Source organism: Pseudomonas sp. DWP3-1-2, assembly GCF_049896285.1.
Lineage (GTDB): Bacteria > Pseudomonadota > Gammaproteobacteria > Pseudomonadales > Pseudomonadaceae > Aquipseudomonas.
In genome coordinates, this window is sequence record NZ_JAFCTZ010000003.1 from 16,625 (window position 1) to 29,000 (window position 12,376).

General features: G+C 60.3%; 10 protein-coding genes. 4 read left to right on the forward strand and 6 right to left on the reverse strand.

Going from position 1 to position 12,376, the window contains the following annotated elements; translation table 11 throughout:
- Window positions 1–446: 446 nt before the first annotated feature.
- Window positions 447–1,775 (forward strand): DUF3100 domain-containing protein, encoded by a 1,329-nt coding sequence (locus ACP7B0_RS08960; protein WP_426140892.1) that lies wholly within the window; start codon window positions 447–449, stop codon window positions 1,773–1,775.
- A gap of 156 nt (window positions 1,776–1,931) precedes the next feature.
- Here the strand turns inward: ACP7B0_RS08960 and ACP7B0_RS08965 are convergent, their stop codons facing one another.
- A complete protein-coding gene (locus tag ACP7B0_RS08965) occupies window positions 1,932–2,846 on the reverse strand; it encodes a LysR substrate-binding domain-containing protein (protein ID WP_426140893.1) in 915 nt (304 codons plus the stop codon).
- 119 nt (window positions 2,847–2,965) lie between these two features.
- Here ACP7B0_RS08965 and ACP7B0_RS08970 point away from each other — a divergent pair, with 119 nt between their 5' ends.
- The gene (locus ACP7B0_RS08970) at window positions 2,966–4,342 is read left to right on the forward strand and encodes an L-serine ammonia-lyase (protein ID WP_426140894.1); all 1,377 of its coding nucleotides are present in this window, start codon (window positions 2,966–2,968) and stop codon (window positions 4,340–4,342) included.
- Between the two features lie 682 nt (window positions 4,343–5,024).
- Here ACP7B0_RS08970 and ACP7B0_RS08975 read toward each other — a convergent pair.
- From ACP7B0_RS08975 to ACP7B0_RS08985, 3 genes are read right to left on the reverse strand one after another with little or no spacing between them, the layout of a single operon-like run.
- Entirely contained in the window at window positions 5,025–6,182 is a 1,158-nt protein-coding gene (locus tag ACP7B0_RS08975; protein ID WP_426140896.1) for a M20 aminoacylase family protein, read from the reverse strand.
- 5 nt (window positions 6,183–6,187) lie between these two features.
- Window positions 6,188–7,705, reverse strand: coding sequence for an aldehyde dehydrogenase family protein (locus ACP7B0_RS08980; protein ID WP_426140897.1), 1,518 nt, complete (start codon window positions 7,703–7,705; stop codon window positions 6,188–6,190).
- A gap of 3 nt (window positions 7,706–7,708) precedes the next feature.
- Window positions 7,709–8,599: an NAD(P)-dependent oxidoreductase gene (locus ACP7B0_RS08985; RefSeq protein ID WP_426140898.1), complete on the reverse strand. Its 891-nt coding sequence runs from the start codon at window positions 8,597–8,599 to the stop codon at window positions 7,709–7,711.
- A 144-nt stretch (window positions 8,600–8,743) separates the two neighbouring features.
- Between ACP7B0_RS08985 and ACP7B0_RS08990 the strand changes: the two genes are divergently transcribed.
- Together ACP7B0_RS08990 and ACP7B0_RS08995 are read left to right on the forward strand one after the other, a co-directional pair.
- Window positions 8,744–9,652 carry a LysR family transcriptional regulator gene (locus tag ACP7B0_RS08990; RefSeq protein ID WP_426140899.1) on the forward strand — a complete coding sequence of 303 codons (909 nt, stop codon included), beginning with the start codon at window positions 8,744–8,746 and terminating at the stop codon, window positions 9,650–9,652.
- A gap of 149 nt (window positions 9,653–9,801) precedes the next feature.
- Complete coding sequence (locus tag ACP7B0_RS08995; protein WP_426140900.1) at window positions 9,802–10,323, forward strand: CinA family protein; 522 nt, start codon at window positions 9,802–9,804, stop codon at window positions 10,321–10,323.
- A 92-nt stretch (window positions 10,324–10,415) separates the two neighbouring features.
- Here the strand turns inward: ACP7B0_RS08995 and ACP7B0_RS09000 are convergent, their stop codons facing one another.
- Window positions 10,416–11,045, reverse strand: coding sequence for a LysE family translocator (locus ACP7B0_RS09000; RefSeq protein WP_426140902.1), 630 nt, complete (start codon window positions 11,043–11,045; stop codon window positions 10,416–10,418).
- 215 nt (window positions 11,046–11,260) lie between these two features.
- Window positions 11,261–12,361 (reverse strand): redox-regulated ATPase YchF, encoded by a 1,101-nt coding sequence (ychF, locus tag ACP7B0_RS09005; RefSeq protein WP_426140903.1) that lies wholly within the window; start codon window positions 12,359–12,361, stop codon window positions 11,261–11,263.
- Window positions 12,362–12,376 lie beyond the last annotated feature (15 nt).

Below are 12,376 nucleotides of genomic sequence, written 5' to 3' on the forward strand. Positions count from 1 at the left end.
CAGGCGCCCACGTGTGGGCGAGGCATCGAATATGCCTCGCCCTATCGCTGCCTCGCGTGGCTCTTGAGCCGCTAAACACCCTGCAGCCCCGGCTTGGGTGTTCTGTTTAAGGCAACAATAAATAAAATCCGCAATATTGGCGTGAGCCCTCACGCTACCCATACTCGAACTGCACCGCAGAGTGATTCAGCGCCGTTAAGTTCCCTCGGGTCGAGGCGATTTTCAGCCCTGAGCGCTGCGGTAGCCAACGGCCGATCTGCCGGTGGCCTGCGCATTTTCGCAGGTCGTGCCGCATGGATAAGAGCAATGAGACACGACTCACCTCAGCGTGAGTTTCCATGCCTGACATGGATTTGAATCTGCCCTGGGCGCCGTCGGCGCCTCCTGAAAAACAACAACTATTGGACGGCCGCATGACGGCTTTTCAGCAGGTGAAGGGGACTACCATGCAACATTCACACGCCGCGACACTGGGTGATAGCAGCGCTGTTTCATCGACGGTCAAGCTGTACATTTGGGCCGCCGTCGTTCTGATCATTGCCGAGTCGATCGGTGCCATCAGTATCCCGTTAGGTCCCGGTAAGGTCGTGCTGCTGCCCATGGTCTGGGCGTTGATCATGGGGGCGGGCATCGGTCTGATCAGTCGCCGGATGCCGGGCACTATCGGTCTGGATTACGGCGATCAAATGCGTTCGGCTTCGATCCTGCAACCTGCACTGCTGGTGTTTATCGCCAAGTTGGGCATGGTGGTGGGTGGTTCCTTGCCGGTGGTATTTGCCTCCGGCTGGGCGTTGATGTTCCAGGAGTTCGGGCATTTTGTCGGTACCGTGATCCTCGGCCTGCCAGTCGCCTTGATGCTGGGTATCAAGCGCGAAGCGATTGGTGCGACATTTTCGGTGGGTCGCGAGCCTAGTCTGGCCATCATTGGCGAGCGTTTCGGCATGGACTCCCCCGAAGGTCGCGGCGTACTGGCTGAATACCTGACGGGTACGCTGTTCGGTGCGTTGTTCATCGCCATCGTCGCCGGCTTTATCGCCAGCCTGGGGATCTTCCACCCCAACTCGCTGGCGATGGGGTCAGGCATCGGTTCCGGCAGCATGATGGCCGCCGCCGCAGGCGCCATCGCTGCCCAGCAAACGCCGGAAGTTGCCAAGGAAGTCATGGCCCTGGCCGCCGCGTCCAACTTGATCACGACCACCATCGGCACGTACTTCACGCTGTTTATTTCGTTGCCGCTGGCGATCTGGGGCTACCGGGTTCTGGAGCCGATCATCGGCCGGACCACCAAGGCATCGGTCCTGACCTCGGGGCCGAAACACGACGAGGTCGCGCTGGAAGTTCGCGATCTGAGTTGGGTGGGCAAGTTCAGCGCATGGCTGGCAGCCGGCGCATTGGCACTGATCGCCAACTATGTCGGCTACAAGACGCTCTCGTCGGCGGCCTTCGGTGGCGTGGCGATCATGATTCTGGCGGTGTTCATCGGCGAGATGCTGTGTGTGGCCTTGCGCCGCAAGATTCCGGCAGTGTGCACAGTCTCGATCGTGGCGATGTTCCTGACCTCGCCGCTGTGCCCTTGGGCCGCACAAGTGTCGCAGATGGTGGGCGCGGTCAACATGCTGGCGGTGATCACGCCCATGCTGGCCTTCGCCGGGCTGTCGATTGCCAAGGACTTGCCAGCGTTCCGCTTGCTGGGGTGGCGCATCGTACTGGTGTCGTTCCTGGCCAACTTCGGGACCTTCATCGGTGCCGTGATGATTGCCGAGTTCTTCCACTGATCCGTAAGCGTTTTTGCGGGTAGAAGTCCCGTCGGAGCGAGGCTTGCCCGCGAAGAGGCCAGTGCATCCCCGGCATTGTTGGAACCTGAAACAAGGCCTTCGCGGGCAAGCCTCGCTCCAACAAGGGGTCGTATTTCTCTGTGGGAGTGCAGATAATCAACGCATCAGCGCCTGCTCCACAAGCCAGTCGTGTACAGCGCGCCGCGAAGGCGTCTTGAGCGCACCTTCGCGGTAAACCAGTACGTATTTCTTTCGCGCTGCAATCGGATGGCCAAACGGCACGATCAATGAGCCTTGCTCCAGCTCATCGGTGATCAATGCCTTGCGGGCGATGGCCACGCCCATGCCCATGATTGCCGCCTCAATGGTCAGGTGATTGCGATTGAACGTGTGGCCGCGCCGCACATCGATGCCGGTGGCCCCGATGGCGTTCAGGTAAAACTCCCATTCCGCGTACTCGTAGCTGCCACGCCAGGCGGTGATGTCGTGCAGCAACGGGTAATGCACCAGTTGGCTGGGGGTGTCCAGCGGCGGCTTGCCTTCCTGCAGGGCGGGGGAGCAGACCGGAAACAACTCCTCCTCCAGCAATGAGGTGGTCATCAGGCCCGGATAGCTGCCGTCATTCAGGTCGATGGCCAGATCGAAATCGTCATCGCGCAGCGAGCCGCTGCTGTCTTCGGCGACGATGCGCAGTTGAATGTCCGGGAACGCCCGTTCCAGCAACGGCAAGCGCGGCATCAGCCATTTGCTGAGGAATGACGGGATACAGCGCAGCTTGAACACGCCGCCGATACGCCCCGAGTGCAGCAGGCGCAGTTCATCATCGATGCGGCTGTGCACTTCATTGGCGACCACCGCCAGGCGCTGGCCTTCGGCGGTCAATTCCAGGCCGCGTCCCACCCGATGAAACAGCGCAAAGCCGAGGCGCTCTTCGAGCTGGCGCATCTGCTGGCTGATGGCACCCGGGGTGACATGCAGCTCATCCGCGCAACGGGTGAAAGACAGGTGTCGGGCAGCGCAGGCGAAGACCTGAAGCCAGGCGTGCATTTGCGCGTTGAGGATTTTGCTCATTGATCAGTTCTGCTTAACCGTGGCTTAGGAAGTTTCGTTTGTCGATCCGCTGGCCAGTGCCAAGAATGCCAGCCATAGAAAAGTGGTTTTCCAAGCCTCTCACGAATCGAGCAATCTGTATGGCTATCAGCGTCTTCGACATGTTCAAAATCGGCATCGGCCCTTCAAGTTCCCATACCGTGGGACCGATGCGGGCGGCGGCGATCTTCAGCAACCAACTGCGTGAAATGCAGCTGTTGCAACAGGTCGAGCGCGTCGAAGTGCGTTTGTACGGTTCGCTGTCGGCCACCGGCGTCGGTCATGGCAGCGACCGCGCCGTGGTCATCGGCCTGATGGGGGAGTGGCCCGATCAGGTCGACCCCGCTCGGATGGCCCCGCTGATGCAGGCTGTGCTTGAGCAACAGGCGTTGCGGCTGGCGGGCGAGCATCAGATTGCGTTCGACTGGCAGCGCGACATGCGCTTGCTGGAAGAATGCCTGCCTTACCACCCCAATGGCATGACGCTCTGTGCCTATGGTGCCAGTGGCGAGCTGTATGAGCAGACGTATTATTCCGTGGGTGGCGGCTTTGTCATCGACGCCGAGCAAGCGGCCAAGGGCGTGCTGGACAGCGATACCACGGAGCTGCCCTATGATTTTTCCAGCGGCGCGCAGTTGTTGCGCTTGTGTAAGCAGCATGGTTTGAGCATTTCCGGCCTGATGCTGGAAAACGAAAAGGTCTGGCGCACGGAGGCTGAAATTCGCGGGAAGGTCATGCACATCTGGCGCGCCATGCAGGACTGCGTGAACAAGGGCTTGAGCGAGGAGGGCATTCTTCCTGGCGGGCTCAATGTTCGGCGCAGGGCGTTTCGTCTGCATCGCAGTTTGCAGGAGTTGGGTAAGCCCAACGTGATCAGCTCGACCCTGAGCGCCATGGAATGGGTCAACCTGTTTGCCTTGGCGGTCAACGAAGAGAACGCCGCCGGCGGGCGCATGGTCACCGCGCCCACCAATGGCGCGGCGGGCATTATTCCGGCAGTGCTGCATTACTTTATGAAGTTCAACCCTGATGCCAACGAAGACGACGTGGTTCGGTTCTTCCTGAGCGCGGCAGCGGTGGGGATTCTGTGCAAGAAAAACGCATCGATTTCCGGCGCGGAAGTGGGTTGCCAGGGGGAGGTCGGTTCGGCGTGCGCCATGGCGGCGGCGGGGCTTGTGGAAATTCTCGGCGCGACGCCGGAGCAAGTGGAGAACGCTGCGGAAATCGGCCTGGAGCACAATCTGGGGCTGACTTGCGACCCAGTAGGCGGGCTGGTGCAAGTGCCGTGCATCGAACGCAACGCCATCGCCGCCGTGAAAGCGATCAATGCCGCGCAAATGGCTCTGCGTGGCGATGGCGAACATTTCATCTCGCTGGATCACGCCATCCGCACCCTGCGCGATACCGGCGCTGACATGCTCGACAAATACAAGGAAACATCCCGGGGTGGATTGGCGGTCAAGTGGGTGGAGTGTTGAGCGCTCTCTAGCCGCCTCGCAGGACACGTGAGCCTCCACAAACCGATGTGGGCGCTCACTCGCACCGCGAGGCAGCGATAGCGGTTTGCCTGACACTCCGCTTCGCGGGCGTCGTAACCTCCGTGCGCTCCTACGGAAATCAGCGAACGGGCAGCTCCTGCTCAATCAACCCCCCCAACCGATGTGGGCGCTCACGAGCAACGCGAGGCAGCGATATCGGTTTGCCTGAGACTCCGCTTCGCGGACGTCGTAACCTCTGTGCGTTCCCACAGAGATCAGCGAATGGGCAGCTCCTGCTCCACCAGGCCCTAAACCGATGTGGGCGCTCACTCGCACCGCGAGGCAGCGATAGCGGTTTGCCTGACACTCCGCTTCGCGGGCGTCGTAACCTCCGTGCGCTCCTACGGAAATCAGCGAACGGGCAGCTCCTGCTCAATCAACCCCCCCAACCGATGTGGGCGCTCACGAGCAACGCGAGGCAGCGATAGCGGTTTGCCTGAGACTCCGCTTCGCGGGCGTCGTAACCTCCGTGCGCTCCTACGGAAATCAGCGAACGGGCAGCTCCTGCTCAATCAACCCCCCCAACCGATGTGGGAGCTCACGAGCAACGCGAGGCAGCGATAGCGGTTTGCCTGACACTCCGCTTCGCGGGTGTCGTAACCTCCGTGCGCTCCTGCCGAAATCAGCGAACGGGCAGCTCCTGCTCCACCAGGCGGGTCCACACCGCGACCCCCGGTTCGATGGCCTGATCATTGAAGTCGTAGTACGGATTGTGCAGCGCCGCTGACGGTTTTTCGCCGTCCACGCCTAGCCAGACATACGCACCGGGACACTCATTGAGCATGAACGCGAAATCCTCGGACGCCATGGATGGGTTGCAGCCCCACTGCACCTTCGATTCACCCACTGCCGCAATGGCTGCCCGGCGCATGGTCGCGGCGGCATCGACGTTGTTTTCCGTCACCGGGTAACCCACGGTGTAGGCCAGTTTGCCGCTGACGCCGAACGCCGTGGGCAATTGCTCGACGAATTCACCGATCAACCTTTGCACCTTGTCGCGCACCGGCGATTGCAGGCAACGCACGGTGCCGCGCAGCACGGCGGTTTCCGGAATCACGTTAATGGCTTCGCCAGCATTGAACTGGGTAATGCTGATCACGGCCGAGTCCAGCGGTGACAAGCGCCGCGAAGTGATGGTCTGCAAGCCCAGGACCAGCTCTGCAGCGGCAACGATCGGATCGGCGCCTTTGTCCGGCATGGCAGCGTGGCTGCCTTTGCCGGTCAGGATTATCTCGAAGGTATCCAGCGAAGCCATCATCGGCCCCGGATTGATCACCACATGCCCGGCCGGAACGCCCGGCCAGTTATGCAGGCCGTAAATGGCCTGCATGGGGAAGCGCTGGAACAGCCCGTCTTCGATCATCTTTCCGGCGCCGCCCAGGTTCTCCTCGGCGGGCTGAAACACGAAATGCACCGTGCCACTGAAATGGCGCGTTTCGCTCAGGTGGCGGGCGGTGGCCAGGAGGATGGCGGTGTGCCCGTCGTGGCCGCAGGCGTGCATGCAGCCTTTGTGATTCGAACTGTGGGAGTGCCGGGCCAACTCCTGGATCGGCAGCGCGTCCATGTCGGCGCGAATGCCAATCGTCGGCCCATCGCCGGTGCGCAAGGTGCCCACAACGCCGGTGCCACCGAGGCCGCGATGGACCTCGATGCCGAAGCTTTCCAGCAATTGCGCCACCCGTTCGGACGTGCGCAACTCTTCAAACCCCAGCTCAGGGGCGGAGTGGAAATCACGACGCCAGGCGATGGCGTCCTCAATCAGATGTTTGGAAACCGTCATTACCCTTACTCCAGACTCGCGCCATAGCCGAAACTGGCCGCGGGCACCGCAGCGGTTTCAACCCAGACGCTTTTGACTTCGCTGTACTCGCGCAATGCATCCAGCCCGGACGAGCGGCCGTAGCCGCTTTCACCGTAGCCACCGAACGGCGAGCTGACGTGGATCGTTTTGTAGCTGTTGACCCAAAAGGTCCCGGCGCGCACCTGTCTGGCGACTCGGTGAGCACGGCCGACATCCCGGGTCCAGACGCCACCGGCCAGGCCGAAGCGGCTGTCGTTGGCAATGCGGATCGCGTCGGCTTCGTCTTTGAACGGGATAGCCACAACCACCGGGCCGAAGATTTCTTCCTGGGCGCAGTAAAGGTCGTTCGTACCCGCCAGTACGGTGGGGTTGACGTAGTAGCCCGGCACATCCGGCAGCGGATCGGCATCAACGCCTACCAGTCTTGCACCGTCTTTCAATGCGCCTTCCACCATGGTTTTCACGTGGGCGTACTGTTTGGCGTTGTTGATGGGGCCGATCTGGGTGTGTGGATCGCCAGGATCGCCCACCTTGAATTGCTTGCCCGCTGCCGCAAGGGCGAGGGTGAAGCGCTCGAAAATCGACGCCTGCACCAGCAGTCGCGAACCCGACACACAGCTTTGCCCGGCACCGGAGAAAATCGCCGCTTGAGCGCCCCGCAAGGCGACTTCCAGGTCCGCGTCTTCAAAGACGATGTTGGCAGACTTGCCACCCAACTCCATCACACAGGGGATGCCCCGTTGCGCCGCAGCGATAGCGATGTGCTTGCCCGTGGCCGGTGAGCCGACGAATACGACTTTGCGGATATCGGCCTTGGCAATCAACGCCTGGCCGATGGTATGGCCGAACCCGGCAATCACGTTGACCAGCCCTTTGGGCACGCCCGCGCGCTCAATCAGCACAGCCACCGCCAGTGACGACAGCGCGGTCAGTTCGGAGGGCTTGAGGATCACCGCGTTACCGGCGGCGATGGCCGGAGCGATCTGCCAGCCGCAGGTGAAAATCGGTGCGTTCCATGGGGTGATTTGCAGCACCGTGCCCAAGGGTTCATACGTCACGTAATTGAGGTGCGAGGTCGGTACCGGAATGACTTCGCCGTGCAACTTGTCGGCCCAGCCTGCGTAGTACTCAAACATCTCGGCGACCTTCGCCACTTCGACCGTCGCGTCGCGGATCGGCTTGTTGGCGGTCAGGGATTCGATCTGCGCCAGGCTGTCAGCCTCCTGGCGTATCAAGGCCCCGACCTGATACATCAGGCGGCCACGGGCCTGGGCGGTCAGTGCGGCCCATTTTGCCTGGGCGGCTTTCGTCGCCGTATTGGTCAGTTCGACCAACGAAGTGTCGGCGTCGGCGTAGCTCAACATCGGGCTGTCATCGTGAGCGTTACGCACTTCAACCGGCGCGCCATGGCCCGCCACGAACTCGCCCCCGACATAACTGCCGACCGTGCTGCGGTCGCCCCAATACGGACGCATCAAGTCGAGAATCTTTTGTGTGCTCACGGGTTATTCCCCTTTGCCAAACAGTTGGGCGTCGGTGCGTTGCACGATGCAGTTGAAGTCTTCGCCATCGGGCAGCGATTCGCTGCTGGCGGCCCACAATTGCGCGACGACGCGTGACAGCGGCAAGTCCATATCAAGGCTTTCGGCCAGGTCGCGGGCCAGGCCAACGTCCTTGCGCATCAGCCCCATGGTGAAACCAGAGTTGTAGGTCTTGTTCAGTACCCAGGTCGGAAACATCACCTGAGTCGCGCCGCTACGCCCCGAACCTGCGTTGAGGCCAAGCATGAGTTTTTCCGGATCGACGCCTGCTTTGGCCGCCATGCTCACGGCTTCGGCGGTGCTGATCAGGTGGCAGGCGGCGAGCATGTTATTGGCGATCTTCGCCACGTTTCCCGCCCCACAGGTGCCCACGTGCACGCGGGTGCCGCTCATGGCTTCAAGGACCGGCATGACGGTGGCCAGATCCTCGTCCTGTGCGCCGATCACCATGGACATGGTGCCGGTGGCAGCGCCCTTCGGGCCGCCGGAAACCGGCGCGTCGATAAAGCCGATGCCTTTTTCAGCCAGCGCGGCGGCAACCTTGCGGCTGGCTTCGGGGGTGGACGTGGTGGTGTCGACGACGATCAGACCCCGATTGCCCTGTTCGAGGACGCCTTCAGCGCCCAGGCACACGGCTTCTACGTGCTCGGCCTTGGGCAGCGACAGAATCAGGACGTCGACCTGTTTGATCAGGGCAGCTCTGTCGATGACGGGTTTGACGCCGTTGCTCTCGGCGCTCGCCAGCGCGGAAGCCGACAAGTCGAAACCGCTCACATCGAAGCCTTTGCTGGCCAGGGTCGCGGCCATGCCGCCGCCCATGTTGCCCAAGCCAATCACACCTACTTTTATAGTCATTCGGAAATGCTCGCTTAGCTACTTGATACGCAAGGCCGCTGTTCAGGCTTGAGTTGCGGATGAGTCGAGTATGGACAGCGCTCTGCCCACGCAGCAATAATCGCTAAATTCATTTTTGTTGCGTTTACCGCAACGCAGGTGGCTATGAGTCTGGTTCAAGATCGACGCATTCTGTATTTCTTCGAAGCGGTGCGTTTGGGCAGCGTGCGTGCCGCAGCGGATTTTCTGGACGTAGCGCCTTCTGCCGTGAGCCGCCAGATCGCCCAGTTGGAGCACGAGCTGGCTGCGCCGCTGCTTGAGCGGCATCGACGCGGCGTGAAACCGACCGAAGCGGGGGAGCGCGTGTTGGGGTATTACCGTCAACGGTTATCCCAGCAAGAGGTTCTGCTGGAGTCGCTTCAGGCCCTGCGCGGTTTGCAAAGTGGCTCCGTGGTGCTGGCCGTCGGGGAAGGTTTCATTGACGGGTTGTCCGAGCCCCTGGCCAGGTTCTCCACGCTTTACCCCAAGGTCGAACTGCACGTGAACGTGTGTGGCACCAACGAAGTGATTCGCCAGATCGTGGAAGACGAGGCGCACATCGGCCTGGTGTTCAATCCACCCACCGATCCGAAGATCCGCTCACATGCCCATCAGAAACAACCGGTTTGCGTGGCAGTCAGCCCGGAACATCCCCTTGCACAATCAACGAGCCCGCTGCCGCTCAAGGGGCTGGATGCCTATCGTCTGGGCTTGCTCGGCGTGTCTTACGGCATTCGCCAGATACTGACCCTGGCCGAGCAACAGTCCGGGGTTTCGCTCATCCCGACCCTGACCTGCAATACCTTCGCCATGCTCAAGCGCTTTGCCATGCAGGGCGGCGTTACCTTGTTGCCAACCTTCGTCATGGTTGATGAACTGCAGAGCGGCAAGCTGATTGCGCTGCCGCTGGAATCCGAGGTGTTCAGCAACTCTCAGGTGCACCTCATCAGTCGTTTGGGACGACAACTGAGCGTGGGATCAAGCCGACTGTTGAATCAAGTGGCGCAGGAAATGACGGCGTTTCAGAAACATTGAGCTGTACCTCCGCCCGTTCGTCGTCAGGGCGGAAATCCCTGCAAACCTTTGTCTTTTTCTGTTCTCCCAATTAAAGACAGTGCTGGGTTAACGCCAGTCCGGACCACAAAAATCATCGCTTCAAGCGAGCCATCTCTGCGGAAAGTCATATGTCTATTGCCGCCACTACTGTTAGTTATCTGCGCCAATATTCATTGATATTGACGACAGCCGAGTCCTGCACAGCTGGCAAGATCGTCATGCTGTTGTCCGAGATCGAAGGCAGCGGGCAGTTGATCGAAAGTGGTTATGTCGTTTATTCCCCGCAAGCCAAACAGCGCCTGTTGCGGGTAAACCCTGAGACCATTAAGACGTTCAACCTGACCAGTTGCGAAGTGGCCAGGGAAATGGCGTTGGGTGCATTGCATGACAGCACGGCCAATGTCGCCGTGGCGACCACCGGCATTCTTGGGCCGGATGATGTCGATGGCATCCCGGCGGGTACCGTATGTTTTGCCTGGGCCTTTCAGTCAGAGCAAGGCCAGAGCCTGTTCAGCCGAAAACATCGATTCGCCGGGGCTCGCACTGAGGTGCAACAGTTGGCAGCCGAATACGCCCTGGAGTTGCTGCCGTCTTACCATCGGAGGGCACTGGCCGGCGAGCAGGTGCCGAAAACGCTTGATGAACGATGAACCTGACTATTGCGACATTCACTCGCTAGACGCTCACCGCTCATGTCGGATACCACGTCCTATACGACCAGGCATCATGCGCTCACTTCTCTTTACTTGTGAGTCAGCGCGAGTCGAACGCCCAGTCCGATGAATGTGATACCGATCACTCTGTCTATCCATTGTCTGACCTGCGGTCGTCCGCCGACCGCCCGCGCGGCTTTCGCGGCTAGCCATGCGACGGCAATATCATTGACCAGCCCCAGGAAAACGAACACTGCACCCAGCACCAGAAATGCCGCAGTTTTGTCGACGCTGTCGGGCGTTACAAATTGTGGAAAGAATGCGACATAAAACAGCAGGACTTTGGGGTTCGACGCATTCGTCAGGAAACCGCGAAACAAAAGCGTCCGATGGTTTAGCCGGGGCGTCGCAGCACGGATGTGGCCTGGCGTGGTTTTTGAGAAGAGCGTTCGCACCCCCAGATAGATGAGGTATAGCGCACCCAGGTACTTGATCGCGATGAACGCTGAAGGTGAAGTAGCCAGCAGGGCTGTGAGCCCGACCGCACAACAAATCGTGTGCAGGCATCCGCCCAAGGCAACACCCGCCGCGGAAAGAATACCTGCGCGCCGACCGTGCACCATGCTTTGGCCCGCGACATAAGCGACATCGGGCCCTGGCGTTGCATTGAGGGCCATGACTGCCAATACAAACAGCGGAAACTGGACGATGCCTAACATAGAAACATCCTTCTTCAACGGTGATCGGCAATAACCTGATGCCAGGCCAGCTGCTTGAGACTGTTCCTCACCATAGCCCCGAACGCTGCTATCAAGAAGGTGTGTTGGTCAGACAGTTACGTCCCTGAAACGCAAAAGCCCCGATATACGGGGCTTTTGCGGTCTTCGTCGGGTTCCATGCACGCTATGGAAGCCCGGAAAACGCTGCTTTCTGGTTAGACGTTAAACCGGAAGTGCAGCACATCACCGTCCTTGACGATGTAGTCCTTGCCTTCCAGACGCCATTTGCCCGCTTCCTTGGCTCCGGCTTCACCCTTGTACTGGATGAAGTCGTTGTAGGCGATGCATTCGGCGCGGATGAAGCCTTTTTCGAAGTCGGTGTGGATCACGCCAGCGGCTTGTGGGGCGGTGGCACCGACGCGGACAGTCCAGGCGCGGACTTCTTCGACACCGGCAGTGAAGTAGGTCTGCAGGTGCAGCATTTCGTAGCCTGCGCGAATCACGCGGTTCAGGCCCGGTTCTTCAAGGCCCAGGGCCTCAAGGAACATGTCCTTCTCTTCGCCGTCTTCGAGCTCAGCGATTTCGGCTTCGATCTTGTTGCAGACCGGCACCAGCATTGCGCCCTCTTCTTCGGCGATGGCGCGAACCACATCCAGCAGGGGATTGTTCTCGAAACCGTCTTCGGCGACGTTGGCGATGTACATGACCGGTTTGGTGGTCAACAGATGGAAGCCACGAACCACTGCCTTGTCGTCAGCGTTCATGTTCTTCATCAAGGTGCGGGCCGGCTTGCCTTCGGTGAAGTGGGCAATCAGTTGTTCCAGCAGGGCTTTCTGTACCACCGCATCCTTATCGCCACCCTTGGCGTTGCGGGTGACTTTCTGCAGCTGTTTTTCACAGCTGTCGAGGTCGGCGAAGATCAATTCCAGGTCGATGATCTCGATGTCGCGCTTCGGGTCGACGCTGTTGGAAACGTGGATCACGTTTTCGTCTTCAAAGCAGCGCACAACGTGAGCGATAGCATCGGTTTCACGAATGTTTGCCAGGAACTTGTTGCCCAGGCCTTCGCCTTTCGATGCACCGGCAACCAGGCCGGCGATGTCGACGAATTCCATGGTGGTCGGCAGGATGCGCTTGGGATTGACGATGGCTGCCAGTGCCGCCAGACGCGGATCAGGCATGGGCACTATCCCGGTGTTCGGCTCGATAGTGCAGAAGGGGAAGTTCTCCGCTGCGATCCCGGACTTGGTCAGGGCGTTGAACAGAGTGGATTTGCCGACGTTGGGCAGGCCGACGATGCCGCAATTGAAGCCCATGGTGTTTCCCCTCGA